Origin of the sequence: Nocardia sp. CY41 (assembly GCF_009829325.1) — a bacterium.
In the GTDB taxonomy this organism is placed as follows: Bacteria; Actinomycetota; Actinomycetes; order Mycobacteriales; family Mycobacteriaceae; genus Nocardia.
Window position 1 is genome coordinate 180,113 of record NZ_VUOS01000014.1, and the last position, 26,696, is coordinate 206,808.

A 26,696-nucleotide genomic window follows, 5' to 3' on the forward strand; every position below is an offset into this window, starting at 1 on the left:
GGCCCGGCGGCTGTGTGTCGCGGTCATTCGACGACGGCCTTGATCCGGTTCAAGGTCTCGCGCATCCCCTCGACATTGGTCTTGCCGCGCGTCCACCCGGCCAGTAACCAGTACAGCCGCAGCACCGGGTTGCTGTGCAACTGGAACGACTCGGTGACGTCGGTGCCGCCGTCCACCGGTTCGAAGACATAGCGCCACGTGTTGATCGGCATACCCCGCGGCCCGAGCACGGTGAACGCGAACTCCCGGCCCGGCTCGCAGGCGACGATGCGGCACACCGTCGCGTACTTCAGCCCCCAGCCGTTGCGGTTGACGTGACCGCGGAACTTCACGCCGACCGCCGGGCCGGTGGCGCCGCCGAGCCACTCCGCGGCGAACGTTTCCGGACTGAACCGCCCGGTGTTCTCTATGTCACTGACCAGTGCCCAGATCTGGTCGGCGGGCGCGGCCATCCGGACCGTCACGCTGTCATGCATGCGCCGAACGCTAGCAGGCGGCCCCGCCGACGCTTCCGGCTCGAACCGGGTCGCCGCCGCGCGGGCCGCCCAGCGGTCCACATCCGGCAGCCACCCGCCGGGTGGCAGCACCCAGCACGCGGCGAGCAGGTCGTGACCGAAGTGCGCGAGCGCCGCGTGCTCCGGCCAGTACTCGCGGGTCCACTCCGGGTCGTCGGTCGCCGAGTCGATGCCGCTGCGGACCACGCCGACCAGCTCGAATTGCAGACGCTGGACCAGCACCCACGCCACGGCGTCCATCGGCTTGTGCCGCAGGCGCTCGAGCAGGACGCCCGCGGCGGCGCGCACCCGGTGCTCCATCCAGCGGAAGGTGCGCCGATGGCCGCGGGGCGCGACGCCGTACAGCGCGAGCACCGCGACGGCGACACCGAGCACGGTCTCCGCCAGCCGGTCGCGTAGCACCGGCCCGATCGGCCCGCCCGTGGTGGCGACCCCACCCGCGATGAGCGCCACCGGTGTGATGAAGACGACGGCCAGCGCGTAGTTGCGCGGCACGAACAGCTCGATGCAGAACTGCAGCGCGGCGATCAGGCCGATCAGCGTGTAGCCGGTCGGCCCGAATTGGTAGATGAGGGCGAACAGGCCGAGTCCCGCGACGGTGCCGACGAACCGGTGGATGGCCCGCACCTGCCCACGCACGCGATCGGGCCCGGCTTGCAGCACGATGAGGGCGCTGAGCACCGCCCAATGCGGGCGATCCAGGCCGAGCAGCGCACTCAGCGCCCCCGCGCCCAGGCAGCCCGCGGCGACCCGCAGCGCGCTGATCGCCGCGTGCGAGGAGAACGACAACGAACGCCCCAGCCGGAAGCCGATGCCAGGGCGGGCGAACGAGACCAGAGGATCGACCAGCAGATCGTCGGTGTCGTCGTCGGGCGCGTGCCCGGCGAGCCTGCGGCGTGCGCCCTGCAAGGTGGCCAGCAACTCGGCTTCCCTCGGATCGGAGGGCAGGCCCGCGTCGTAGACCGCGGCCCACGCCTCGGCCATCGCGGCACCCGCCCGATGGCGCGGGTCGATGGCCGACGTCCCCGCCTCCCGGGCCGCGACGTAGGCGTCGACCGCGCGGACCGCCGCCTCGACGGCTGTCCGTTCCGGTTTGCGACGATCACGCAGCACCCCGGCCATCGACACGACGAGCGCCGCCACGACACCGCAGGCGGTGCAGAACAACAGCGTCGGCACCGCGGTGCCGGTCTCCGCCGCTTTCATCGCGCCCGCGCAGACCAGCGCGAAGAACAGCGCGCCCGGCGGACCCAGCCGCAGCGCGTCGATGACGAACACGGCCACGACCGCGATCGCCGTCACCACGACGACCATCAGCAGCGACGAACCGAAGCCCGCGTCCAGCAGGCCGCCGATCAGCGCGCCGACGCCGCAGGCGGCCAGCAACGCCGACCCGGCCGTGAGGACGACCCGGCCACGCACCCGGTACGGCCGCCCCTCGCCGTAGAGCACGGCGAAGGCGCCGAACATGACGAACACGGCCACGTCCGGATGACCGAGGCCGGTGATGATCGCGGCCGGAACGGCGAATGCCAGCGCGGCGCGCAACGCCACGCTCCACCGCCGTCCCGCGGGCGACAGGGCGAACAACAGCGAGCCGACCCGGCCCTTCGGTGGCACCGGATCCGGGTATGTCGCCGCCACCTGCTGTCCTTTCTGGTCTGGACGAACCGCCTGGTGCACACATTAGATTCGGGGCATGACCGCCGACGCTCATATTCCGCTACCCACGCGCGTCCACGCCTTCGGCGACGACGTGCTCGGTGATCACGACGCCGTCGCCCTGGCCACGCTGGTGCGCGACGGTGCGGTCACGCCAGAGGAACTCGCCGCCGCCGCGGTGGCGCGGGCCGAGCGGGTCGAGGAGCTGGCGGCCGTCGCCTACCGCAGCTATGCCGAACCGCTGCTGCCCACCGAACGGGCCGGCGCCTTCTACGGCGTGCCCAGTTTCGTGAAGGACAACACGGACGTGGCGGGCATGCCGACGAATCAGGGCACGGCCGCGTTCCGCGCGCGGCCCGCTCGCGCGCACAGCGGCTACACCCGGCAGTTCCTCAGCACCGGTCTCACCGTCCTCGGCAAGAGCGCCATGCCGGAATTCGGCTTCAACGCCACCAGCGAGACGCCGCACCTCGCGCCCACCCGCAATCCGTGGCATACCGGGTATTCCGTGGGCGGTTCGTCGGGCGGAGCCGCGGCGCTGGTGGCGGCGGGTGTCGTCCCGATCGCGCACGGCAACGACGGCGGCGGATCGATCCGGATCCCGGCGGCGTGCGCCGGACTGGTCGGCTTGAAGCCGACGCGGGGACGGCACGTGGTGTCCGGACTGGCGCGGTCGCTGCCGGTCGACATCGTCAGCGAAGGCGTGCTGACCAGGACGGTGCGGGACACGGCGGCGTATACCGCGGCGGCCGAACGCTATCGGCGCAATCCGGCGCTGCCGCCGGTCGGCCGCGTCGACGGTCCACCCAGCCGGCGCATGCGGATCGCCCTCGTGCTCGACAATCTCGCGGGGCCGGTGCCCGCCGGTCCGACCCGGGATGCCGTCGAACGCGTCGCCCGCACGCTCGAGGCCTGCGGTCATTCGGTCGAGCCGGTGCCGTTGCCGTTCGACGCCACGATCGAGAGCGCCTTCCTGCACTATTGGGGACTGCTCGCGGCCGCGATCACCACTACCGGACGGTTTCTCGACCGTCGGTTCGACGCGCGCCGCGTGGACGACCTCACCGCGGGCCTTCGTGCGTTCTTCCTGCGCCGGGCTTTGCACGCACCGCTCACGCTCTACCGGCTGCGTGCGGCGGCGGCCACCTATGAACAGGCGCTCGGGCCCTACGACGCGGCGCTGCTCCCCACGCTCGGTCACACCACGCCGCCGCTCGGCCATCTCAGCCCGACCGTGCCGTTCGACGAGCTCCTCGACCGGTTGCGCGCCTATGTCTGCTTCACACCGATCAACAACATCACCGGGACGCCGGCCATCACCGTGCCGGCGGGTCTGACCGACGCCGGGCTGCCCATCGGGGTGCAGTTCGCCGCCACCCGCGGCAGCGAGCGCACCCTGCTGGAGCTGGCCTATCTGGTCGAGTCCGAGCGGCCCTTCCCCCGCGTCGACCGCTGACCCACACTCCCCGAATCAGGGTAGGCTAAGTTCGCTCAGCGCAAGGATCGGGGTGGACACGGCCGCGGGCCGGAGAGGACCAAACCATGGGCACGCGCGTCGAATTGACCGGAGTCCCGGAGACCATGCTGTGGACGCTCTACAACCGGGCCGCGGAAGCGAAACGCGCGGACGGCATCCTGCGCGACCCGGACTGCGTCCGCATCTTCGACGCGCTCGACTACGACTACGAGCGCGCGTTCGGCGCTCCCGACGGTACCCACGCGGTGCGGTCCCTGCGTTTCGACCAGGCGGTGCGGCCCTGGCTGGCGGCGCATCCGGGCGGCACCGTCGTCGAACTCGCCGCCGGGTTGGAGACCCAGTTCCAACGGTGCGACGACGGGCGCGTGCGGTGGCTGTGCGTGGACGTGCCCGAGGGCATCGCCGTGCGCGAACGGTTCCTGCCGCCGAGCGAGCGCTGCCGGCATCTACCGATCAGCGCGCTCGACACGGCATGGCTGGACGAGGTCGACGCCGAACGTGGTGTCTTCGTCACGGCGCAAGGCCTTTTCATGTACTTCGAGCCCCACGAGGTGCGGCGCCTGTGCGCCACGATCTTCGAGCGGCTGCCCGGAGTGGAGCTCATGTTCGACATCATCCCGCCGTGGTTCTCCCGAAAGACGATGCGGGGCTTCGCCAAGACACCGCACTACACCGCGCCGCCGATGCCGTGGGGGGTCGAACGCAGCCACGCGGCACGATTGCTGCGTTCATGGAGCCCGCGGGTGGCGGAGGTGACGGTGTCGTCCTTCAGCCCGTCCCGGGGTCCGCTCGCGGTGAGCCTTCCCCTGTTCGAGCGCCTTCCGGTGCTGCGCGACATCCCGCCCGGCATCGTCCACGCGCGTGGCGCCCGGTAGGTCAGCGCGCCGCGGTATTCGCGGCGGGCGACGGGCGGTCGCGGTGCACCGGGCCGTGGGCGTCGTCGCAGTGGTCCTCCAGCATCGGCAGCAGGCGCCGCGCATCCGCCGCAGCCGAGGAGGCGACGGCATGGGTGTGATCGACCTGCAAAGTGGTGTGGGTGATGCCGTAGTCGTGATCGAGCAGGTGCTCGATCCGCTGACGCAGTCCGTGGCAGTCCGCGCCCGCGCGGACCAGCACATGCGCCGACAGGGCGATGTCACCGGAGGTGATCTGCCAGATGTGCAGGTCGTGCACCTCGTCGACGCCCTCGATGTCCACCAGCCTGCGCCCGAGCGCGTCCGGATCGACACCCGCGGGCGCCGCCTCCAGGAAGATCCGGCCCGATTCGCGCACCAGTCCGAGCCCCGCCTTGACCATCAGCGCGACGACGATCAGCGTGGCGATCGCGTCGGCCCTGGCGAAGCCGGTGGTCAGCACGACGAGCCCGGCCACCGCCGTGGCGATGAATCCGTACAGGTCGTTGAGCACGTGCTGGAACGCGCCTTCGACGTTGAGGCTGGAGCGGTTGGCCTTGCTGATCGCCCAGGTGGCCGCGATGTTGACCACCACACCGGCCAGCGCGGTGGCCAGCACGAGGCCGCCGGTGACCTCCGGCGGCTCGAGCAGGCGGCGCACGGCTTCGTAGGTGAGCCAGCCCGCGAGCACGAGCAGCGTGACGCCGTTGGCCTGCGCGGAGAGGATCTCGGCGCGCTTGTAGCCGTAGGTGTACTTGCCGTTCGCGGGGCGGGCCGCGAGCCGGATCGCGATGAGCGCCAGGACAATGGACGCGGCGTCGGTGAGCATGTGCGCCGCGTCTGACAACAGCGCCAGCGAGTTGGCCAGCACGCCGATCACGACCTCGATCGACATGAACCCGACGATGAGGGCCAGCGCGATGGTCAGCCACCCGCGGTCGGCCTCACCGGACACCCCGTGCCCGTGCGCGTGACCGTGTTCGTGTGCCATCGGCCCTGCCCCTTCCATTCTCAAATGTATGCGCATATCTGCATCTGTTCCGTCAGCTTAACCCACCCTTCGCAGCGCGCGACAGACCAGCGCAGTGAGCTGGATCACGTCGCATACCGATCCGGCCGTCCGGGTCAGCCGACCAGGGCGTGCACCGCCGCATAGGTCGACACGGTGGCGATCAGCCCTGCGACGACACTGCCGACCACGTTCATCGCCGCGAACAAGTAGGCGCCGCGCTCGGCCAGCCGCACGGTTTCGTAACCGAAGGTGCTGTAGGTGGTCAGCGCCCCACAGAATCCGGTGCCGAGCATGGCGAACAGCGGCGACGACAGCGCCGACCCGGCGCCGCTCAGCGCGCCGAGCACCAGGCAGCCGATCACGTTGACCGAGAAGGTGCCCCACGGAAACAGACTGTCGCGGCGGTCCTGCACCGCGCGGTCGAGCAGATACCGCAGCGGCGCGCCGATCGCCCCGCCGACGAGGACCAGCAGCACGGTCATCGCGTCCCCTTTCGCGCGCGTCGCAGGCGTTCGTACCCCGCCCTGGTGAGCCACATGGCGGCGAAGGTGGCCGAGAGAGCGCAGATCAAGGTGCCCGCAAGATAGACGGCCGCGACGACGATCGTCCCCGGCGCCAGCAGTTGACGGACTTCGTTGGCGTAGGTCGAGAAGGTGGTGAACCCGCCCAGGACGCCGACTCCGAGAAAGGGACGCAGCAACCGGTGAACAGCCCAGATCTCGGTCACCGCGACCATGAGCACGCCGATCGCGAAGCACCCCGCGACATTGGTGAGGAAGGTGGCGAGCGGGAAGTGCCAGGGGCGGCCGGGCAGTCCCTGGGCCAGACCGTAGCGCGCGAGCGCGCCGAGCGCCCCGCCGAGGGCCACGACCGCCACGGCCGAGCCGTCGGCACGCCAGAAGTCCCGACGTCGCGCGCGTTCGGCGATGCCGGTCGGCTCCTCGGTCAGTTCATCGGCCACGCAGAACTCTTACCGAACCGTCCGCGACGGCCTCCCGGCGGGTCACCAGGCCGCCGCGCTCACCGGTCCCCGGCCTCGCCGCCGCCGTCGTGCGCGACCAGAACCGAGCAGCCGACGTGCCGCGCGGCCTTCTCCGCGGTGCTGCCGATGAACCGGCCCCAGATGCCCGAATGCCCGCTGCGCCCGAGCACGAGCAGGTCGGCATGGTGATCGGCGGCCGCGGTGGCCAGTTCGCGCGCGGCCTGACCGGCGCGGATCTCGGCCCGCACCGCGATGCCGCGCTGTTCGGCGGTCTCGGCGGCGGTGGTGAGCCATCGATGGCAGGCCTGTTCCCCGATGGAGCGTTCCTGCTCGATCTCGCCGACCACCGGACCGTAGTGCGGCAGATACTCTTCGACCGCGACGACCGTGAGCGTGGCATGGTGCACCGTCGCCAAGTCGAGCGCCATCGTCAACGCGGCCTTGGCGCCGGGCGAGTCGTCGTAGCCCACCACGATCCGCTGGAACACCTTTCCATTGTGATCCCTCGGATGGGCCGGAGCCAACGTTATGGCAAACCTTCGGCAATCAGACGGGCGCCGCGGCGCGATCCGCCGCGAGAACTTCCGCCGCGGCGCGCTCCCCCGAGCGGATCGCTCCCTCGATGTAGCCCGACCACTCGGTGGCGGTTTCGCTTCCGGCCCAGTGGATCGCGCCGACCGGGTGACGCAGAGCCGACCCGAGGGTGGTCAGGACGCCCGGTGGGAAGAAGGAGTTGTAGCCACCGCGGGCGTAGGGATCGTCGGCCCACACCTTCTCGTGCCACTCGACCGGCTCCCGGGCTACGTGCCCGAAGGCGCGGACGAGCGACCCGACGATCATGGCGCGGCGCTCGGCCGGGGGAAGCGCGGCCAGGCGCTGCGCGGCCCGGCCGGGCACCAGCGCGCCGAGCACTCCGGGACCGCCGGGGCGGGTGGCGTCGAAGGTGACGGGCACCGGGTCGTGCAGGTTGAGCGACTGGCCGGTAAGCAGGTCGTCGCGCCAGAACGGCCGCTCGTAGACGGCGAACGCCTTCAGAACCGAGCCCATCGGCATGCGCTGGGTCAACTGGTCGCGCGCGGCGGGCAACGGCGGGTCGTAGGCGATGCGTCCCGCGAGAGTGGGCGGCACCGCCACGATCACGTGCCCCGCGTGCACGGCGCCGGCGGCCCCGCTCACCCGCACACCGTCCGCGCCCTGCCGGATCTCCGTGACCGGACCACCGAGGCGCACCGCGTCCCCCAGTTCGGCGGCGACGGCCAGCGCGGGCCCGTCGGCGCCGTCGACGAACAGGCGGGTCACCGTCTCGGCGGTGATCCCGGCCTCGACGCCGCCCGCGGATCGGATCGTGGTCAGCAGGCCGAGCATCGAGATGCTGCCGACGTCGACGCACAGTTCCTCGCCGATCATCACTTCGGCCAGGTTCCGTGCGCGCCGCTCGGGTACGTTGCGACGCAACCAGGTCGCCGCGGTCATGGCATCCAAACGGTCCGCGCCCGGCGTGGTCCACGGGCGAGCGAGGTCGACGCGGGCGGCCATCCGTTCCAGTCGCCACATCGCCTGGACGAGTACGAGCAGGACGAACGTCGGCAGTGGCGGGCGGGCGCCGTGAAAGGGCCGCCGGACCACTCCCTCGACCAGCAGGTCGACCCCCTCGGGCGGTGCGAAGGTTGCCGCGCCGTACTCTTCGGCCAGCGCGGCGAAACGCGTGTGCGCACCCGAGATCCACTGTCCGCCGAGGTCGACGGCCCAGCCGTCGCCGACCCGGGCGGTCAGGGTGCGGCCGCCGACCCGGTCGCTCGCTTCCAGGACGACGACCTCACGGCCCGCCGTTCGCAGCGTCCGCGCGGCGCTCAGCCCGGCATATCCCGCACCGACGACAACGACGTCCGTACGGTCCATGGTGGCCTCCCGTCGCCGCACCGTAACTCGACAACCACTGTTGATCACCCCGGGCCGATCCGCAACCGGCGTGGGAGACGACAGTGCTAGCGCGGCAGGGTGGCGAGGGCGGCGACGGCGGCCTCCTGCAAGGTGGCGGTCAGCGAACGCGGCGGCGCCGTGACCCGTCCGCGCACCCATTGCCTGCAGTACTCCTGTGCCGGTCCGACACAGATCGCGTGGGCCAGCGGATAGCCTTCGCCGCCCACGTCCGCGGCGCCGAGCAGCTCCCGGTACCGGGACTCCAGCGCCCCGAAGAAGGCTTGATTGGGTTGTGCCAGTTCCGGCTCCGCGACCCGCGCCACCTCGTCCGGCAGCGTGGCGAACAGGAACCGGGCGAGGTCGCGATGGTCTTCCACCCAGCCGAGATGGGCTGCCAGCATCGCGCGAATCGCCTGCTCGGGACCGGCGCCTGGCGCGCCGAGGCGGGCCAGCACCGTCCGCTGGTAGTCGATCATCCCGGAAACGTAGACCGCGGCGGCCAATTCGGCTTTCGAGCCGAACGCGTGGAACATGCTGCCGCTGGACAAGCCGAGCCGATCACGCACGCCGGCCACCGTGAACGACGGATAGCCCTTGGCCAGCAGCTGGTGCGTCGCTTCGGCCAGGATCCGCTCGCGGGTGCGCACGACCGGCTACGCGCCGAATTCGGCGTCGATGCCCGAGCGGACCGCGGCGAGCACCTGAGCGCGCACCCGCAGTTTCGTCCCGACGTGCGCGGCGAAGTCGATCCCGGTCAACCGGTGCGCTTCGGCCGTCGCGCGCGTGCGCAAATCGTCCTCGTCGGCGGCGAGCACGTCGAGAAAGCCCCATACCCTTGCCTCCTCGGGCCCGACCAGGATCCCGGTGTTCGCCGCCCGGTCGAAGCCCGGCGCGGTGAGCCGGTGCCGCGCCACCTCCACACCGTAGTGCGGAATGGTGAGCCCGATCGCGACCTCGTTGAGGCCCAGCTTGAAATCACCCGTGACGCCGAAGCGAACGTCCGCGGCCAGCAGCGTGAACGCGCCCTGTGCGATGGCGTGGCCGGGGCAGGCCGCCACGACGGGATAGGGGAACCCGAGCAGCCGGTGGACCAGGTCGCCGCCCGCCCGCAGCGTGCGGCGGATGTCGTCGAGGGAACGGGAGAACGTCGCCAGGTCGTAGCCGGCGGAGAACATGCGCGAACGTCCGGTCAACAGGACGACCGCCCGGTCGGCTTCGGCCCGGTCCAGGGCACCGGCGATGGCGCCGATCATGTTCTCGGACATGACATTGGCCTTGCCGTCGTCCAGCGTGATCGTGGCGATCCCGCCGTCGAGCCGATAGGTGACGAGTTCGGTCATCGCAGCCTCCTCTAGAGCAAGGCTCTAGAGTAACACTCCAACGGCGCGACAGCTAACGCTGGGCCGCCGCTCGCGGCACCGGTCGCGGGCCAGGTGTCGATGTGGCAACGATGCGAAACAGCGGCACCGGATCGCCCGATACGAGAAGCAGACGATGCTGCCGAAAAAGCCTGGCGCGTCCGGGCTTCGGACTAGCCTCGGGGACAGGCTCAGGTGAAGGAAGCGACATGACCGCAGCAACCGTCATCCGCCCGCTGGCGCCGAGCGAGGGGATGTTCGCCAACAGCGAAGTGCTCGTCGGCTATTCGCTTCGGGTCGCGGGCCGGTTGGATCTCGCCGCGCTATCGGCGGCGTTCGAAGCCGTGGCCTGCTCCCGTCCGATCCTCGGCGCCCATCTGGAGCCGGACGGGCAAGGCGGCCATCTCCTGCTCGAAACCCCCGGCGTCACACCCGAGATGACGGTCGCGGACGGTGATCCGGAACAGCTGCTCACCGGCGCCCGGCTGGACCAGCGCACCGCGCTCGCCGCGCTGTGCGTGGTCCGGGACGGCGGAAGGGCGGGTGTCACCTTGGTGACCCACCACAGTGTCGCGGATGCCTATCATTCGCTGGCCGTGTTCGAAGAACTGTGGTCCTGCTACACCGACCTCGTCCGGTCCAAGCCGGCCGACCTGCCACCACAGGGCTTCCCACGCTCGGTGGAAGACCTGCTGCACGAGCGTGGCGTTCGCAAGTTCGATTTCGATACAGCCGCCGTGCCGTCGCGTCCCGTCGCGCGGGCCTCCTGCGGTCCGGAGGATCCCGATTACCTCGTGCCCCGCACTGCGCGCTGCAGGCTCACCCGGACGCAGACCGCCGCGCTCGTCGAGCTCGGGCACCGGGAGAACACCACGATCAACGGACTCGCCTCCGCCGCGATCCTGCTCACCGAGGCGGAGCTGCGCGGTCTGCCGCTCACCGACCTGCTCTATACCTACTCGGTCGACCTGCGCACCCGGGTGACGCCGCCGATCGGGATGACCGAGGGCACCAACGTACTCGGCTTCGCGAATTTCGCTCCGACGGCGCGGACCGGCGCGACGCTCATCGATCTGGCCCGCGGCGTCAGCGACACGCTGCGCGCCGAACTCGACGCGGGCCTCGTGCAGCAGACCCCGTTGCAGATCCCGGAGATCACCGCGGGGCCTCCGCCGCGCGCGCCCGGCATCGTGCTGGCCACCAACTGGGGACGGGTACGCCGGCCCCGCGTGCCGGAAGAGCTGCGCATCACGGATTTCCGCTCGATCATGCTGGGCAAGCCGGACAAGACGGGCTACCGGCTGCAGCAGCCCAGCGGCACCATCATCGTCAGTACCTTCGACGACCGGCTGAGCATCGAGATCCACCATCCCGAGGAAACCACCGAGGAGCAGCGCGCGCGGGTGCGGCTGCTCACCGCTCACCTGTCGGAGTTCGGCGCGGCGGGCGCGGCCTGAACCCGGCGACCCCGGACCGAATCCCCGCGGCAAGCAGGCTATCCGCGCATCGATGACGACGCGGCGAACTCGCCGGAGCTTCCGTCATGTGCGCGCCGCCGACGTGCGCGTCAGCGTCTGCAGCGGATCGGTGAGCACATCGGTGAAAGCCAGTTCCGCGGCGCCGATCAAGGTCGCGTCGCCGCCGAGCGCGCTGGTGCGCAACCGGACCTGTTCGCGAACGGCTTGCAGACCGTTGACGGCCACGCGGCTGCGCACCTGCGCGGCGGACGCCAGATAGATCTCCCGCAGCACGCCGCCGAACACCACCATCGACGGATTGAAGATGTTCACCAGATTGGCGACGCCGTAGCCGAGCCATTCGCCGACTTGATGCAGCGCGTCGCGGGCCACGGCGTCGCCGCGCGCGGCGGACTCGACTATCGCGTCGACCGCCGCCTGCCCGGCGGGATCGGAGCGCCCCGCCGCCGCGATCAATCCGAGCTCGCCCGCCTCGGCCTCCAGGCAGCCCCGGGATCCGCAGGCGCAGGGCCGCCCACCCGGGTGGACGATCATGTGCCCGACTTCCCCGCCGTAACCGCCCTCCCCGCCGAGCAACTCGCCGTTCATGATGATGCCGCCGCCGATGCCGACGTCACCGTGCAGGTAGATCAGGTTCGCCAGGCCGACGCCCGCGCCGCGTTCGCGTTCGGCCAGCGCGCCGAGATTGGCGTTGTTGCCGACCGCGACGCGCGTCCCGAGATCGAGTTCCCTGGTCAGCTCGGCGCCGAACGCGACGTCCACCCAGCCGAGGTTGGGCCCGTAGCGCACCACGCCGTCCTCCTCGCGGACCATGCCGCAGAACGCGACACCCACGCCAACGCATCGAGCGTCCGGCGCGGCGGCGGCGATCATCGCCCTGGCCATTCCCGCCAGCGCGGCGGTCACGTCGTCCGGGTCGAACGCGCCGCCGGGCCGGGCGGTCTCGGTGCGATCGAGCACCGCGCCGCCCAACCCGACCCGCGCGGCGGCCAGACGATCCGCCCCGACGTCCAGCGCGACGACGTAGACCCGGTCGGCGCGCGGACGCACCACCAGCGACGGTCTGCCCGCCCGTCCGGTCTGGCCGGGCAATTCCTCGCTCACCAGGCCCGCCGCGGCAAGGTCGGTGGTGAGCGCCAGAATCGTGCTGCGGTTCAATCCCATTCGCTCGGCGAGCGCGGCACGTGACACCGCCCCGTCACGGTGCACGTGCCGCAGCAGCGCGGCGAGGTTGCGCGTGCGGATCTCCTCGGGCGAAGGTGCTGCTCGCATTCACCGGGCTTTCGTCACGGGGCTGGGATTCATCGTTGCAGGAGCGCTCGCTTACGGGACATGGCATCCACTCCGGCCGCCAAGAGCAGCACGAATCCTGTCACAACGAATTTCGTGCCCGCGCTGTAGCCCATCAGCCCCATCCCGTTGTTGATCACCGCGACCACCGCGGCGCCGAGCACCGCGTCCAGCATCCGTCCGCGACCGCCGAACAGACTGGTGCCGCCGATCACCGCCGCGCCGACCGCCGTCAACAGCACGTCACTCCCGCCGGTGTTCGGATCGACGGAGTTCGCGCGCGAGGCCGCGATGAGCCCGCCGACCGCCGCCATCGTGGAACACAGCACGAATGCGGTGATCTTCACGCGATCCACCGCGATGCCCGCGCGCCGGGCGGCCTCGGCGTTGCCGCCCACGGCGTAGATGTGCCTGCCGAACACGGTGCGGTCCAGCACGAAGGTCCACAGCAGCAACAGCGCAACGATCAGCGGCACGACGATGGGCATCCCCGCCAGCGAGTGCACCGCGGGATTGCGGCTGCGCTCGCCGTTGAGCACCAGCACCGCCGCGCCCGCCACGACGGCCAGTAGCACGACTCGTAGTGCCACCGCCCGCGCCGTCGTGCCGGTGAGCCCGAGTTTCGTGCGCGCCCGCCACTTCCGGTACTGGATCAATGCGAAACCGGCGACCAGAAGCGCGTACAGCGCCCAGCCGATCGGCGGCGGCACGTTCTTGTTCGCGATCGCGACGATCGTCTCATCGCGGATGGCGATGTTGCGGCCGTTGTCCATGATCTTCAACGCCACGCCTTGCAGCGCGAGAAAAGCCGCCAGCGTCACCACGAACGACGGTATTCCGATCTTCACCACGACCGTGCCGATCGCGAGTCCGATCACCACGCCGGTGAGCAGCGAGACCAGCACCGCCGCGTACCAGGGCCACCCTTCGTCGGTGAGCAGCACGGCGAGCACGGCGGCGCAGACCCCGCTGGTGAATCCGGCCGACAGGTCGATCTCGCCGAGCAGCAGCACGAAGATCAGCCCCATCGCGATCACCGCGATGGCCGCGCCCTGCGTAAACAGATTGGCGAAGTTCGCCTCGGACATGAAGACCGGGCGCGCCGCCCAGAAGACGGCCGAGAGGACGACGAGCGCGATCACCGAGGGCAACGCCCCCATGTCGCCGCCGCGCACCCGGCCGACGTAGCCGCTCATCAGGTCGGTCACCGGCGCCGCCGGTCGCCGCTCGGTGGTCACCGCGGTCATCGGGTCGCTCCGCTCGCCTCGAGGCCGAGCGCACCGCTGCGGCCTGCCGTGATCAATTCGACGACCTGCGCGTGCGTCACGTCGGAGGTCCGTACCTGGGCGGCCATCCGGCCGAGGTATAGCGCGGCGATCCGGTCGGACACCGCGAAGACGTCGTTCATGTTGTGCGAGATCAGCACCACCGCGAGGCCTTGGTCGGCGAGCCTGCGGACCAGCTCGAGCACCTGTTGGGTCTGCGCGACGCCCAGAGCGGCCGTCGGCTCGTCCAGAATCACCACCTTGCTGTTCCACAGCACGGCTTTCGCGATGGCCACCGTCTGGCGCTGTCCGCCGGACAGGCTGGCGACCTGCTGCCGCACCGACTTGACGGTGCGCACCGACAGGCTCGCCAGCGTTTTTCCGGCGAGTTCCTCCATCGCGTATTCGTCGAGCACGAGACCGCGCCTGCGTTCCCGGCCGAGGAACATGTTCTGGACGATGTCGAGGTTGTCGCAGAGCGCGAGATCCTGGTAGACGATCTCGATGCCGAGCGCGGCCGCGTCGCGCGGGCTGTGCACCTGCACCGGAACGCCATCGAAGAGGAACTCGCCCGCGTCGATGGGGTGGGTGCCGCCGATGCATTTGATCAGCGTGGACTTGCCCGCGCCGTTGTCGCCGACGAGGGCGGTCACCTCGCCGGGATAGGCGCTGAAAGCGACTTCGTGCAGGACGTGGACGGGGCCGAAACTCTTCTCCACTCCGCGTAATTCGATGACCGGCAGTTCGGACATGGGTTTGCTCCTCCGCAGGGATGGAGCCCCTTCCGCAATCCCCTCATCGAACCGCGGAAGGGGCGGGCGACATCAGATCCCGTTGTCCGCGCAGAGTTTCGCGAACTCACCGGTGCACAACTCGGCTTTGGTGACGTAGCCGTCGGCCACCACGTCCTTGACGTCGCGCGGATAGATCGGCTTGGGCTCCAGCAGCACCGACGGCACGTCGGCGTTCGACTCCGGGTCGCGTACCGCGCCGTTGGTCGCGCCCTGCTCCCCCTTCACCAGCGCCACCGCGAGTTTCGCGGTCGCCTCGGCCTCTTTCCGGATCGCCTTGTAGACGGTCATGCACTGGTCACCCGCCAGCACGTTCTGCAGGCCCTGGACCGTGGCGTCCTGTCCGCTGACCGGCACCTGACCGTTGAGCTTCTGCTTCTTCAGCACCGCGATGGCGGCGTTGGCCAAGCCGTCGTTGGCCGCGACGACGCCTCCGATGTCCGGCCTGCCGGTGAGCATCTGCTCGAAGATGGTGCCCGCCTTGGTGTTGTCCCACTCCGGAACGGCCTGATCGGGCCCCTTGACGTACTGACCCGCGTCGAACCGCGGCTTCAGCACCCCGTCGTAGCCGGTCTTCAGCAGAGTCGCGTTGTTGTCGGTCGGTCCGCCGTTCAGGTACGCGACCACCGGCCGTACCGCGTTGCGATCGGTCAGGCACTGCGCGACACCCGCGCCGAGCAGACTGCCGACCTTCACGTTGTCGAAGGAGACGTAATACTGCGCGCCGCCGCCGAGGGTGAGCCGGTCGTAGTCGATCACGGTGACGCCCTGCGACTTCGCCTTCTGGATCACCGCTTTGCCGGTGCCGCTGTCCAGGTTGGTCATCACCAGCACCGTGGCGCCGTTGGTGATCATCTGGTCGGCGATGGTCTGGAAGGCGTTCTTGTCGCCTTGGGCGTTCTGGATATCGACCTTGACGCCCGCTGTCTCGAACGCCTGCTGCAGGTACTTGCGATCCGCCGTCTCCCAGCGCGCGGATGTCTTGCTGTCCGGGAGGATCACGCCGATCCGGGTTCTGCCGCCGGCGTCCGCGGAATCGTCGCCGCACGCGGTGAGCGTGGCGGTCAGCAGCGCGAACGACAGCGCGGCGGCGCTGAACATGCCCTTACGCATGAGTGGGCCTTTCATCACCGGCCGGGACGTTGTCCCGGCCGGTCGGAGTGGAACGAATGTTGTTCACAGCAACATATGGGACTGTGACGCAGGGCACAACAGCTAATTTGTTGTTCCGAATAACAATCTCGACACGCCAGCGTGGCTCGCAGGGCCACCATCGCGGCCGGACCGGTAAGCGGCTCGGGAGGGCTGGTGAACAGGGCCGTCGGCCCGCGCCCGGCACAACTCGGGTGGAGGCGGCGGGTACGCACTTCGCACTGCGGCGGAGATCGGAAACCCTGAATGGCGGTATCCGCGCGGAACAGACCACCCACGATCGGGCGCATGGCGGCCCTCCGGCACAGTACCCTTGGCGGTGAATCATGGCGCGGTAGCGACAGACTGGGATCCGGGAGGGGAACAGTGGACACGCTCAGGCTCGACCCGGCGGCGGTGGCCGCCTACACCGCGATCGCGGACGCGGTGTCCAAACAATTGGCGTCGGCGGCCACGGTCGCCTCCGGCGCGGTGGATCCGGAACGGCTTGCCGCCGATCTCGGGCTCGTCGGCGCGGAATTCGCGGCCCGCTTCTCCGCGGCCGTCGCCGAACACGCGGAAGCGTTGTCGACCGCCGGGCAGCTGGTCGGCGCGTACGGCCGGGTCCTGCGCGATTACCGCGAGAACGCGCAGGACGTCGACGCCGCGACGGCGGCCGCGATCACCCGGTCCGGGGAGGCACTGGCATGAGAAGCCTGATGGGACTGCGCAAACGGGCGCACGCCACCCAGCCCGCCGCCGAGGCCACCCGGCCGCCGAGCACGGCGCCCGGCGTCGACCCGCCGATCATCGCCGCGCTGGTCAAACCGCTACTGACGCTGCGCTCCTCGCTCGGCACCGGAGTCGGCGTGCCGAGCGCGGCGGCGACCGGGGCGCTCTCGGCCGCCTCCACCCAGGCGGCGGACACCGAAGGCCCGCACCGCGAAGGCCTGCACGCGTTGGAGTCGAGCTGGAGTTCCCGGGCCGCCGACAGCGCCGTTCCCGCGCTGCGCACGACGCAGACCCAGATCGGCGACATCTCCGATCGAGGGCCTGCGTATCTGTCCGTGCTCGCCGACGCGCACGCCACGTCCGGGCGGGCGGCTCGGCGCGTCGACCAGATCATCGCCGACTTCCGGCGCGACGCGCGGGAGATCCTGGACAACGCGACCTCGGCGCCGGAGACCGACGCCGTCATCGCGCGCGCCACCCTGGCGCTGCGCGACGCGCTCACCACCGTGACGGCCGCGCGCACCGAAATGGACGATCACACCAGGCGACTCGACGAGATGGGGCCGCTCACGGTCACCGCGCCGTCCGGCGTCAGCCAAGGCCAGGCCACCGCGCAGGGTGGCACCGGGCAGGTCGGGCCCGGCACCACCACCGTGCCCGGCGCCACGGCGCCCGCGACCACGCAACCCATGGACCCGGCTTTGGCCGCGCAGCTCCAGTTGCAGCAGGCGCTCATCTCCGCGGGCGTGGACCTCGGCACCACGGCCATCAACGCGGGCGTCGACATCGGCACGCACATCATCGACAAGATCGCCGAAGTCGGCATCCACGGCATCGACACCGTCGCGGCGGCCGCGGACAAGGCGATCCCGGAACTGCTCAACCCGGGCTCCACCACCAACTCCGGCACGAACGGCGACGACTCGAAGAATTCCTCGAAGTTGTTCGACTTCGGCGGGTCCCAGGACCACAAGCCGTCGACCACGGGGCCCGGTTCGGTGATCCCGCCCGGCAACTCGGCACCGGCCGCGCGGGCGGACGTACCGAGGCCGGAGAGCAGGCCCGCACCCGCGGTGACGCCACCCGGTGTCGACAGCACGCCGCCGGCCCCCGCGAGCAGTCCCGACCACCCCGCGCATCCCGGCCCCACCGGTGGCATGGTGGTGCCGCCCGCCCCGCCGCCGGGCGGTGCGGACCAGGAGCACAAGCCGCGCGACGGACAGCTCGGCGTGACCATCCCGTCCGCGGTGACCGCGGTCGTACCGGTGCTGGGCGAATTCGACGATGACGCCCCCTGACCGGGAGCATCCCAGTCAGGGCGCAGGCCAGAGCAATCCGTTCGACACGGGTCTGCCGATGCTGCGCATTCCCGCGAGCAAACCGACGAAGCGTCGCCGGTCGCCCGGCCGGCGCAAGCAGATTCGCCGTCGCGAGCCGGAGTACGAGGCCGCGCAGCCACCGCGCCCGCAGGAGCGGCAAACGGTCCGGCCGCGACTCGGCGAGTGGGAGCAATGGCTCGAACCCGCACCACCGGCGGCGCGACCGCCGCAACCGGTGGCCGCGCCGCAGCGCAGCGCGCCCGCAGAGCCGGAGCCGGTCCAGGCCGAGGACAACCGCGGCACCGCGCCCGCCATCGTCAACCGATCCGGTATCCAGCCCGGCACCCCGGTGCGCCGTCCGCGCCGCACCGAGCAACAGCGAAGCAATCGCACCCTGACCGTCTTGGTCGTGCTGGGCATCGTGGTCGCCACCGTCTCGATCGGGCTGGCCATGATCTACGGTTCCGACGCGAATTCGCGCAAATCGGCGGCGACCTCGCCCCGCGCGGCCGCACCCCCGCCGAGCACCGCGCCATCCACCTCACGGGTCAAGCCCCCATGGGCAATCGCCACGCCGGGATGCGAGCAGAAGCGCACCGCCGACGTCGTTTCCGGCACGGACCCGGGCGGCACCGGCAACGGCCCCGACGCCATCTTCGCCTTCGAATACGCCTACTACGCCGAACGGTCCGGATACCGGGCCCGCGCGGTGGTGGCTCCCGACGCGGCGGTATCGCCCGCCGATCAGATCCAGCGCGGCATCAACCAGGTGCCGGTGGGCACCCGTTACTGTGTGCAGATCTCCCGGGCCGGAGACGGCCCCGACGGTCAGGCGCGGTGGGAAGTTCGTTTGACGCAGCAGTTCCCCGGCGAAGAGTCGAACACTTTCACCCAGTTCATCACCACACGGACCGGTACGGATCAAACGCTGATCACCGGAATCACGGCAGGCTGAGTTCCGCGAAAGGTCCGACCGTCGAGTCGTCTGATCCGGATAACCTTCGCCACCGCCACCGCCACCGTCCTGGCGGGGCTCACCGTGCTTTTCCTCTCCACTCAACCGGCGTATGCGGCGCCAGTGCGCTGGGAAGCCGCATCGGTGAGCGGATTCTCGGCATCGGAGTGTCCTCGCCCGACCTGGAGGGACCGGACTGGTCGGTGAAAGTGGTGCGGTTGCTGCTCCCGCCGGGCTGGTCCAAGGACGCCGCCCTGACCCGGCCGACGGTGTGGGTGCCGCACGGCGGCTTCGACCCCCTGTACAACCACGGTCACGGCGGTCCGCCCGCCTGAGAGAGTCTCAGCGCGGCGTCAGCTTGACGACCGGAATCACCCGGTCCGTCTTCTCCTGGTATTCGGCGAAGCCCGGCATCACCTCGACCATCGCGGCGTAGAGGCGATCGCGTTCCGGGCCTTCGGTGATCGCGGTCGCGGTCGCCTCCAGGGTCTCGGTGCCGATTTCGAGCGTGACCGTGGGGTTGGCCCGCACATTGTGGAACCAGTCGGGATTGGTGGGCGCACCCGCTTTGGAGGCGACGACCACGAGGTCGCCGCCGTCGCGGATGAATGCGAGCGGATTGGTGCGCGGACGCCCCGATTTCGCCCCGATGCTGGTGAGCAGCAGCAATTCGCGACCGGCGAAGGGCCCGCCGACCTTGCCTTGGTTGGCGCGGAATTCTTCGATGATCTGGGTGTTCCAGTCGCCTGCCATGGCTTGTCTCTCCTGGTGGGTCGGGTGCGCCGGGACGTGCGCGAGCCTACCCAGACTTGCCTGCCGAAGCCGAACTAACGTCCGCCCAACAACGGGACAGGGCACGATGACGGTGTGCGGGTGCTTGTTGTCGAGGACGAGACATTGCTGGCCGACGCGATCGCCGACGGACTGCGCCGGCATGCCATGGCGGTCGACGTGGTGTACGACGGCGCGGCGGCGCTGGAGCGCACCGGCGTGAACGACTACGACGTGGTGGTACTCGATCGGGACCTACCCGGCGTTTCCGGCGACGTGGTCTGCGGCACGCTCATCGAGTCGGGCGGCTCGGCCCGGATTCTGATGCTGACGGCCGCGAGCGCCGTGGCCGAGCGGGTGGCGGGTCTCGGCCTTGGCGCGGACGATTATCTGACGAAGCCGTTCGCGTTCGCCGAACTGGTCGCCCGGATTCAGGCGCTCGGACGACGGGCGCGCACCGCCGCTCCCCCGGTGCTGGAACGGTCCGGCATCCGGCTCGATCCGCACCGGTTCGCCGTGACCAGGAACGGCGAACCGGTCACTCTGTCGCGCAAGGAATTCGCGGTGCTGGCCGAACTGCTGCGCGCGGACGGCGGCGTGGTCTCGGCCGAGCAATTGCTGGAGAAGGCTTGGGACGAGCACATCGACCCGTTCACCGGCGTCGTGCGGTACACGATCATGAACGTGCGGCGGAAACTGGGCGACCCGCGGCTGATCGAGACCGAGCCCGGCGTGGGGTACCGGATCCGATGAGCGGGCGCACCATTCGGCTGCGACTGACGCTGCTGTACGCGACGGCGTTCTTCTTGGCCGGCGCGGTCTTGGTCGCGTTGATGTACTTCTACCTGAACCAGTCGCTGGAGCGACGGCCCGGCGGCGGCGCGCAGCAAGTGGTCCGGGCGTATCTCATCGAGCGGGCGGAGCGAAACCGGGCCCCGGTCTCCACGGAGCTGTTCAAAGCACTGACCGAGCAGGCCCAACGCAACCGGCGGGACACCTTGCGCGCCATGCTGGTGTGGTCGCTGGTCTCCCTCGGCGCGGTGGGAATCGCCGCGGGCGGGTTCGGCTGGCTGCTCGCCGGCCGCGCCTTGCAGCCATTGCAGCGGATCACCGCGACCGCACGGCGAGTGGCCGACACCAGCCTGCACGAGCGCATCGCTCTGGACGGCCCGCAAGACGAGATCAAAGACCTGGCCGACACATTCGACGCGATGCTGGAGCGCTTGGATCGGGCGTTCGACGGGCAGCGCCGATTCGTAGCGAACGCCTCGCATGAGCTGCGCACACCGCTGACCATCAACCGGACGCTGATCGAGGTGGCGTTGGAGGACCCCGGCGTCGCCGAGTCCACCCGCCGACTCGGGGCCACGCTGCTGGAGGTGAACCGCCGCCACGAACGACTCATCGACGGCCTCTTGGTGCTGGCTACCAGCGACCAGCGGCTGACCGAGCACTGTCGAGTCGACCTCGCCGACATCGCCGCCGACGCGGTCGGAACGTGGGCCGAACGACCCGGAGCCGAGATCACCACCGATCTGGGACCCGCTCCCGCTTCGGGTGATCCGCTGCTGCTGGAGCGCCTGGTCCACAATCTGCTCGACAATGCCCTGCGCTACAACGTCCCCGAGAACGGCTGGGTGGTCGTCCGGTCGCGGACGAGCGGCGACCGCGCCGTGCTCACCGTCGAGAACAGCGGTCCGCCGGTACCCGTTTTCGAAGTCGACAGTCTCTTCGAACCGTTCCGCAGGCTGTCCACCGCTGAACGCTTGGCCGATTCCGAGACCCGCGGCGCCGGCCTCGGCTTGTCGATCGTGCGTTCCGTCGCACAGGCTCACGGCGGCACGGTGGGAGCGGCGGCGCGACCGGGCGGTGGTCTGACGGTCACCGTCGACCTTCCGGGCACCCGGGGATAGCGAGGCCGCACGCTGATTGCGGGCGAGTCCGACACCTCGCCCGCAACGTGCTCAGTAGTTGTGGCAGGTGTCGGCGAGCACGCGCAGCTTCTCGCGGTGCTGCTGAGCCTGCGGGGAGTCGCGGTGCTCCTCGAACTTGCGCTTGGCCTCGGGATGCGTGTTCAAGAACTCCTGGGCGCGCTGCTTACGCTGCTCGACCGGCAGACTCAGCAATTCCTGAACTTTCGCCTTCCGGTCGGGATGCGCGTCGAGCCGGGCGGCGGCGTCGGGGAACTGGGCGTGGACGGCGGCGTCGATCTGCGCGAAGCTGCACGTCGTCTCCAGCAGGCCGCCCGGCTGCGGCTGCGCGGAGGCGGCCGCCGGAACCAGCAGCGCCCCCGCGGCGAGCAGGCCGCCGAGTGCCAGGGTGGCTCGAACGATTCTCGTCATGTCGGATAACCCTTTCGGTCGGAACGTGGGCCACCGCGTGGTGACCCGGCGTTCAGTCCACCAGCAAGGGTGTTTGGACGGCGCTAGGTCTTGCCGACGCCGTCGTCGGGTTACCGTGGTAGCGCTGTCGTGTACCGATCGGCCGATCCTTCCAGCTGGAGGCGTCTTGCGCATCATCGCTCGGGTACTGCTCGTTCTCGCGGCCCTCGTCTGTTGCGCTGTGTCGATACCTCCCTCGGCACTCGGCGCGCCGCAAGCCGCGCACCTCGACGACGTCACCGCCGCAAAGCTCGACGAATTGCTGGCGTTGCGCGGTCGAGCCCCCGTCTCGGCGAGCAAGGCGGAGCTGATCGAGCTGCTGTCGCGCCCCTTTCTCGGCACGCCCTACGGCGCGAACATGCTCATCGGGTCGGCGACCGAGCCCGAACAACTGGTCATCGACTTCCGCCGGGTGGACTGCTTCACCTATCTCGACTACGTCCACGCACTCACCGCATCGCCCGACCGCGACCAGTTCACGGCGAACCTGATCCGGACGCGCTACGCCGGGGGGCGAGTCGATTTCCAGCAGCGCAAACACTTCTTCACCGATTGGTCGCACGTCGCCGACACCGCGGCCACCGACGTCACGGCTACGTTGAGCGCCGCGGCCGTGACCGTCGGCAAGCACCTCAATGCCCGACCGGACGGCGGCGCCTATCTCCCCGGACTGCCCGTGGTCGATCGCGCCGTCACCTACATTCCGAGCGCCGCCGTCGGCTCGGACGTCGTCAGCGGGCTGCGCACCGGCGACTACATCGGCGCGTACGCGGACCAACCGGGCCTGGACGTGACCCACGTCGGCATCTTCGTCATGACCGACGCGGGTCCGGTCTTCCGCAACGCGTCCTCGCTCGCGGGCAATCAGAAGGTGGTCGACTCGCCGTTCGCCGATTACGTCCGGTCGGTGCCGGGCATCGTGGTGCTCCGGGTCCGCTGACCGCCCTCGACCGCGCGATCCTTCGTCCGGGCTAGGCGACGGGCACCGGCCGCCGAGGCGCCGATTTCGGCGTCCCGGTGAGCGTCTTGTCCAAGTCCGTGCGCAGGGTCGTGGCGGAGTCGAGCAGGTAGTTCTGCCGCACCTTCCACGGATGACGGTCACCCTGACGCGGAAAGTCGCCGATGGAGCGCTGGATGTAACCAGAGGCCAGATCCAGCAGCGGGTGTTCGGCGAGTTCGCCCTGCGGCTCGGGCACCACCGCGGCGTAACCGCGGCGATCCATGTGATCGAGCACCTTGCAGACCAACCGGGAAGTGAGGTCGGCGCGCAACGTCCAGGACGCGTTGGTGTACCCGATGCACACGGCGAAGTTGGGGACGCCGGTGAGCATGGCACCTTGCCACACGAACTGTTCGGACAATCCGACCGGCGCGCCGTCGACGCTGGGCGCGATCCCGCCGAAGGCGAGCAGCTGCAGCCCCGTCGCGGTGATCACGACGTCCGCCTCCAGCACCCGGCCGGACTTCAACCGGATGCCCTCCGGCACGAACGTGTCGATGTGATCGGTGACGACCTCGGCTTTGCCCTTGCGCATCGCCTTGAAGAAGTCCGCGTCCGGGACCGCGCACAGCCGCTGGTCCCACGGGTTGTAGCTGGGCGTGAAGTGCTCGGCGACGGCCTGCTCGTCCTTCAGGATGCGGGTGGTGAGGCCGGTCAGCAGTTTGCGCGCCGCTTCGGGACGCCGTCGGCAGTACTGGTAGAAGCCGATTCCGAACAGGATGTTCTTGGTGCGGATCACGCGATGCGCCGGCCGCGGCGGCAGCAGGTCGCGGATCTTGTCGGCCACTTTGTCCCGGCCGGGCACCGCGCTGATCCAGGTCGGCGAGCGTTGCAGCATCGTCACCAGCTGTGCCTGCTCCGCCATGGCAGGCACCAGCGTGACCGCGGTCGCGCCGCTGCCGATCACGACGACGCGCTTGCCGCGATAGTCGAAGTCCTCGGGCCAGAACTGCGGGTGCACCACCTGTCCCGCGAACGACGTGATGCCGGGGAACTCCGGCGCGTACGGCTGGTCGTAGTCGTAGTACCCGGCGCAGACGTACAGGAAGCCACAGGTCAGCGTGCGAGTCACGGTGGCGCCCGACACGTCGCGTCGCGCGAGCGTCAGCGTCCAGCGCGCGGCCGCGCTGTCCCAGTCGGCGGCCACCACCTTGGTGCGATAGCGGATGCGCCGGTCGATGCCGTGCTCCGTCGCGGTCTCGGTGATGTAGCGCAGGATCGACGGACCGTCCGCGATCGACTTGGCATCGCGCCACGGCTGGAACGGGTAGCCGAGGGTGAACATGTCCGAGTCGGAGCGGATACCGGGGTATTTGAAGAGGTCCCAGGTGCCGCCGAGCGTGTCGCGGGCCTCCAGGATGGCGTACGTCTTGCCCCGGCACTCGGTCTGCAGCCGGTAGGCCGCGCCGATACCGGACAGTCCGGCGCCGACGATCACGACATCGAGGTGTTCCGGTGCTGCGGCGGTCTCGGTCATCGTTCCAGTGTGCGAGCCGAGCGGCCTCGCATTCTTGACTTTGCGCGACAACTATTTGATTCTCTACGACATGTCGGTGATTCGCTCGGCCGGGTTGCGCGGTTTTCGCGCGACCGTGGCCGAACTGGGTGGAGACGCGGAGGCGCTCGCCACGGCATGCGGCCTGCCGGTGGCCGCCTTGGACGCCGACGACCTGCTGGTACCCGACGAGCGCGTCGCGGCCGTCCTGGAATTGGCCGCACACCAGCTGCGCTGCCCCGATCTGGGCCTGCGGATCGCGCAACGGCAGGACCTGGACATGCTCGGCCCGCTCGCGCTGGCCATCCGCAACTCGCCGTCGCTGGCCGACGTGCTCGAGTGCTCGGCGCGATATCTGTTCCTGCACGCGCGGTCGCTCAGCTTGACGCTGGAGCCGGACCCCTACGGCGATCGCGGCGTGATCGCCCTGCGCTATGGCGTGCACCCCGGCCTTCCGGCCCCGGTCCAGGGCACCGACCTCGGATTGGCATTCGTGCACCGCACCATTCAGCGCTTGGTGGACCACCGCTACGGGTTGCGGTCGGTCGAGCTGCCCTACCGGCCTGCAGCGGCGGTCGCCGGGTACGAGGAGTTCTTCGGCGCGCCGGTGCGCGTCGAGCGTCCGTTCGCGGCCCTGCGGTTGCCGAGCAGTCTGGCGAGCAGGCCGCTCACCGGGGGCGACGAGAACCTGCACCGGCTGGCCATGGCGTTTCTCGCCGAGCAGTCCGGCGACGCGACGGCGGCGATCGCCCCGCAGGTGCGAGCCGCCGTCCGGCAACTGCTCGGCACCTCCGCGCCCGAGATCGGCGCGGTGGCACGGCTGTTGACCGTGCATCCGCGCACCCTGCAACGACGGCTCGCCGCCGAACGCACCTCGTTCGCGGCGATCCTGGACGAGGTCCGCCGGGACGCGGCGCGGCGGTATCTGACCACGACGGACATGCCGATGAGTCAGGTCGCCTCGCTGATCGGGTTGTCCGAGCAGGCGACGTTCACCCGATGCGCCCGAAGATGGTGGGGCACAACGCCTACCGGCCTGCGTCGCATCGAGACGCAGGGAAGGACGCAGGCGCACAACACTTTCGGGTGACAGATCGACAACAGTCCGGCGGCCGGAAAGTCCCATTCGATAACGGTTGTCCCCGAATGCTCTCGGTCCGTTCCCTCCGCGGCACCGCGTCTTTACCGTCGAAGGCGGGGTAGGTGTGCACCGGAAGGGGGACTCCATGAACACCTGGCTTTCGCGTGTCACGGACACGCTCACTCGCATCCCCGGTTGTACCTCGGATCAGCGCGCGTTTCTCACCGAGGCGCTGACCGAACCGGGACGCTACCTGCTCGTCCACCGGAATCCGGTGCCCGCCGACCATGCCCATGCGCTGCTGGTCTGCGGCACCGGGCTTTTCGCGTTCCGGTTCGCCGAGGACGTGCCCGCCGAGCTCGACGGCATCCGCCGCCATGTCGAGGCGCGATTCGGCAGACTGCAATTCGGGCGGGAGAAGGTCGTCGCCCACGATGCGCAGATCGTGCTCCTCGTCCCCGGCGAGGTCGGACTTCGGGGCGACGGCAGGTTCGCTGTCGCCCGGCCGGGCGAGCTCGATCGGGTGATCCGCGCACGGCATCGGCAGCTGAAGCCCACCCGCGTCCAGGCCGTCGCGAACACCGTCGCGCACCAGTCGGCCCGGGAGTACGAGCTGCTGGAGATCGAGGAACCGGCGCCGGAGGCAGCGGATCTCGCCTTGCTCGATCGGTCGGAAGTCCTCGCGCCGCAGCGTGCGGCGGCGCTGGGAAGGCCGTTCCACCACTGGATGACCTTCCTGGATCCCGAACAGGAACTCCTGGTCTCGCGCACGTACACCGGTCCCGCCCGGCTGGCCGGCCCGGCGGGCACGGGTAAGACCGTAGTGGCGCTGCACCGAATGGCCAGGCAGGCGAAGCGATCCACCGGCCGTCAGCTGTACACGACGTTCGTCAAGACGCTCGCGAACTGCCAGGAGACCTACTTCCGGCAGCTCGCGCCGGGGACCGAGGGGCGCGTCCAGTTCGCCGGCCTGCATTCCTGGGCTCTGGATTTCCTCGCGCAGCGGATCGCGGCGCCGAAACTCGACCCGCACGGAGCCGACCGCGTGTTCCACCGGGTTTGGCAGCGGGCGCGAGCCGACTTCGAGCACCTCGAGCCGCACGAGAGCTACTGGCGCGAGGAGATCGACCGGGTGATCAAGGGCCGGGAGATCGACGATCTCGACGTCTATCAGCGCGCGGAACGCTA

General features: G+C 70.1%; 27 protein-coding genes. 11 read left to right on the top strand and 16 right to left on the bottom strand.

From position 1 onward, the window contains the following. Positions 1-23: 23 nt before the first annotated feature. Positions 24-2,159, bottom strand: a complete 2,136-nt coding sequence (locus GVY64_RS17295; protein ID WP_236566896.1) for an FUSC family protein — start codon at positions 2,157-2,159, stop codon at positions 24-26. A 55-nt stretch (positions 2,160-2,214) separates the two neighbouring features. Here GVY64_RS17295 and GVY64_RS17300 point away from each other — a divergent pair, with 55 nt between their 5' ends. Beyond that, a complete protein-coding gene (locus tag GVY64_RS17300) occupies positions 2,215-3,633 on the top strand; it encodes an amidase (protein WP_159842574.1) in 1,419 nt (472 codons plus the stop codon). Between the two features lie 86 nt (positions 3,634-3,719). Then, positions 3,720-4,529 carry a class I SAM-dependent methyltransferase gene (locus tag GVY64_RS17305; RefSeq protein WP_159842576.1) on the top strand — a complete coding sequence of 270 codons (810 nt, stop codon included), beginning with the start codon at positions 3,720-3,722 and terminating at the stop codon, positions 4,527-4,529. Between the two features lies 1 nt (position 4,530). Here GVY64_RS17305 and GVY64_RS17310 read toward each other — a convergent pair whose 3' ends face one another. The 7 genes from GVY64_RS17310 to GVY64_RS17340 all read right to left on the bottom strand — a co-directional run bounded on the left by GVY64_RS17310 (position 4,531) and on the right by GVY64_RS17340 (position 9,801). Beyond that, the gene (locus GVY64_RS17310; protein ID WP_201298046.1) at positions 4,531-5,538 is read right to left on the bottom strand and encodes a cation diffusion facilitator family transporter; all 1,008 of its coding nucleotides are present in this window, start codon (positions 5,536-5,538) and stop codon (positions 4,531-4,533) included. A 134-nt stretch (positions 5,539-5,672) separates the two neighbouring features. Then, the gene (gene crcB, locus GVY64_RS17315) at positions 5,673-6,041 is read right to left on the bottom strand and encodes a fluoride efflux transporter CrcB (RefSeq protein WP_159842580.1); all 369 of its coding nucleotides are present in this window, start codon (positions 6,039-6,041) and stop codon (positions 5,673-5,675) included. Beyond that, positions 6,038-6,520, bottom strand: coding sequence for a fluoride efflux transporter FluC (locus GVY64_RS17320; protein ID WP_236566898.1), 483 nt, complete (start codon positions 6,518-6,520; stop codon positions 6,038-6,040). Before GVY64_RS17320 ends, crcB begins: the two co-directional genes overlap by 4 nt. A 59-nt stretch (positions 6,521-6,579) precedes the next feature. Then, the gene (locus GVY64_RS17325) at positions 6,580-7,029 is read right to left on the bottom strand and encodes a universal stress protein (RefSeq protein ID WP_159842582.1); all 450 of its coding nucleotides are present in this window, start codon (positions 7,027-7,029) and stop codon (positions 6,580-6,582) included. A gap of 58 nt (positions 7,030-7,087) precedes the next feature. Further along, complete coding sequence (locus GVY64_RS17330) at positions 7,088-8,440, bottom strand: flavin monoamine oxidase family protein (RefSeq protein WP_159842584.1); 1,353 nt, start codon at positions 8,438-8,440, stop codon at positions 7,088-7,090. An 86-nt stretch (positions 8,441-8,526) separates the two neighbouring features. Continuing rightward, entirely contained in the window at positions 8,527-9,108 is a 582-nt protein-coding gene (locus GVY64_RS17335; RefSeq protein WP_159842586.1) for a TetR/AcrR family transcriptional regulator, read from the bottom strand. Positions 9,109-9,114: 6 nt separating this feature from the next. Continuing rightward, a complete protein-coding gene (locus tag GVY64_RS17340) occupies positions 9,115-9,801 on the bottom strand; it encodes a crotonase/enoyl-CoA hydratase family protein (RefSeq protein WP_159842588.1) in 687 nt (228 codons plus the stop codon). Between the two features lie 227 nt (positions 9,802-10,028). Here GVY64_RS17340 and GVY64_RS17345 point away from each other — a divergent pair, with 227 nt between their 5' ends. After that, on the top strand, positions 10,029-11,276 hold the full coding sequence (locus GVY64_RS17345; RefSeq protein WP_159842590.1) for a phthiocerol/phthiodiolone dimycocerosyl transferase family protein: 1,248 nt from the start codon (positions 10,029-10,031) through the stop codon (positions 11,274-11,276). Positions 11,277-11,360: 84 nt separating this feature from the next. On the opposite strand, the gene GVY64_RS17350 is transcribed toward GVY64_RS17345, so the two are convergent. From GVY64_RS17350 to GVY64_RS17365, 4 genes are all read right to left on the bottom strand, one after another. After that, positions 11,361-12,569, bottom strand: a complete 1,209-nt coding sequence (locus GVY64_RS17350; protein ID WP_159842592.1) for an ROK family transcriptional regulator — start codon at positions 12,567-12,569, stop codon at positions 11,361-11,363. A gap of 29 nt (positions 12,570-12,598) precedes the next feature. Continuing rightward, complete coding sequence (locus GVY64_RS17355; RefSeq protein ID WP_159842594.1) at positions 12,599-13,834, bottom strand: sugar ABC transporter permease; 1,236 nt, start codon at positions 13,832-13,834, stop codon at positions 12,599-12,601. Further along, entirely contained in the window at positions 13,831-14,604 is a 774-nt protein-coding gene (locus tag GVY64_RS17360) for an ATP-binding cassette domain-containing protein (protein ID WP_159842596.1), read from the bottom strand. Before GVY64_RS17360 ends, GVY64_RS17355 begins: the two co-directional genes overlap by 4 nt. Before the next feature lie 72 nt (positions 14,605-14,676). Next, complete coding sequence (locus tag GVY64_RS17365) at positions 14,677-15,756, bottom strand: sugar ABC transporter substrate-binding protein (protein ID WP_159842598.1); 1,080 nt, start codon at positions 15,754-15,756, stop codon at positions 14,677-14,679. A gap of 405 nt (positions 15,757-16,161) precedes the next feature. On the opposite strand from GVY64_RS17365, the gene GVY64_RS17370 reads away from it, so the two are divergent. From GVY64_RS17370 to GVY64_RS17385, 4 genes are all read left to right on the top strand, one after another. Then, the gene (locus GVY64_RS17370; protein WP_159842600.1) at positions 16,162-16,485 is read left to right on the top strand and encodes a hypothetical protein; all 324 of its coding nucleotides are present in this window, start codon (positions 16,162-16,164) and stop codon (positions 16,483-16,485) included. Next, positions 16,482-17,804: a hypothetical protein gene (locus GVY64_RS17375; protein WP_159842602.1), complete on the top strand. Its 1,323-nt coding sequence runs from the start codon at positions 16,482-16,484 to the stop codon at positions 17,802-17,804. The genes GVY64_RS17370 and GVY64_RS17375 overlap by 4 nt, the downstream gene beginning before the upstream one ends. After that, positions 17,791-18,780, top strand: coding sequence for a hypothetical protein (locus GVY64_RS17380; RefSeq protein WP_159842604.1), 990 nt, complete (start codon positions 17,791-17,793; stop codon positions 18,778-18,780). The genes GVY64_RS17375 and GVY64_RS17380 overlap by 14 nt, the downstream gene beginning before the upstream one ends. 167 nt (positions 18,781-18,947) lie before the next feature. Beyond that, on the top strand, positions 18,948-19,115 hold the full coding sequence (locus tag GVY64_RS17385; RefSeq protein ID WP_201298047.1) for a hypothetical protein: 168 nt from the start codon (positions 18,948-18,950) through the stop codon (positions 19,113-19,115). Positions 19,116-19,122: 7 nt separating this feature from the next. On the opposite strand, the gene GVY64_RS17390 is transcribed toward GVY64_RS17385, so the two are convergent. Next, positions 19,123-19,533, bottom strand: coding sequence for a nitroreductase family deazaflavin-dependent oxidoreductase (locus tag GVY64_RS17390; RefSeq protein WP_159842606.1), 411 nt, complete (start codon positions 19,531-19,533; stop codon positions 19,123-19,125). A 114-nt stretch (positions 19,534-19,647) separates the two neighbouring features. Here GVY64_RS17390 and GVY64_RS17395 point away from each other — a divergent pair, with 114 nt between their 5' ends. Both GVY64_RS17395 and GVY64_RS17400 read left to right on the top strand, forming a co-directional pair. Continuing rightward, on the top strand, positions 19,648-20,304 hold the full coding sequence (locus GVY64_RS17395) for a response regulator transcription factor (protein ID WP_201298048.1): 657 nt from the start codon (positions 19,648-19,650) through the stop codon (positions 20,302-20,304). Then, a complete protein-coding gene (locus GVY64_RS17400; protein WP_159842608.1) occupies positions 20,301-21,464 on the top strand; it encodes a sensor histidine kinase in 1,164 nt (387 codons plus the stop codon). Before GVY64_RS17395 ends, GVY64_RS17400 begins: the two co-directional genes overlap by 4 nt. A 51-nt stretch (positions 21,465-21,515) precedes the next feature. Here the strand turns inward: GVY64_RS17400 and GVY64_RS17405 are convergent, their stop codons facing one another. Beyond that, positions 21,516-21,893, bottom strand: coding sequence for a hemophore-related protein (locus GVY64_RS17405; protein ID WP_159842610.1), 378 nt, complete (start codon positions 21,891-21,893; stop codon positions 21,516-21,518). Positions 21,894-22,059: 166 nt separating this feature from the next. Between GVY64_RS17405 and GVY64_RS17410 the strand changes: the two genes are divergently transcribed. Next, positions 22,060-22,872, top strand: coding sequence for a DUF1460 domain-containing protein (locus tag GVY64_RS17410; RefSeq protein WP_236566899.1), 813 nt, complete (start codon positions 22,060-22,062; stop codon positions 22,870-22,872). A 31-nt stretch (positions 22,873-22,903) separates the two neighbouring features. On the opposite strand, the gene GVY64_RS17415 is transcribed toward GVY64_RS17410, so the two are convergent. Then, positions 22,904-24,409, bottom strand: a complete 1,506-nt coding sequence (locus GVY64_RS17415; protein ID WP_159842614.1) for a flavin-containing monooxygenase — start codon at positions 24,407-24,409, stop codon at positions 22,904-22,906. 40 nt (positions 24,410-24,449) lie between these two features. Between GVY64_RS17415 and GVY64_RS17420 the strand changes: the two genes are divergently transcribed. Further along, positions 24,450-25,517 (top strand): AraC family transcriptional regulator, encoded by a 1,068-nt coding sequence (locus tag GVY64_RS17420; RefSeq protein WP_236566906.1) that lies wholly within the window; start codon positions 24,450-24,452, stop codon positions 25,515-25,517. Here GVY64_RS17420 and GVY64_RS17425 read toward each other — a convergent pair. Next, positions 25,456-26,610, bottom strand: coding sequence for a hypothetical protein (locus tag GVY64_RS17425; protein ID WP_159842616.1), 1,155 nt, complete (start codon positions 26,608-26,610; stop codon positions 25,456-25,458). The two genes, GVY64_RS17420 and GVY64_RS17425, sit on opposite strands and share 62 nt — an antisense overlap. Between the last annotated feature and the right edge of the window lie 86 nt (positions 26,611-26,696).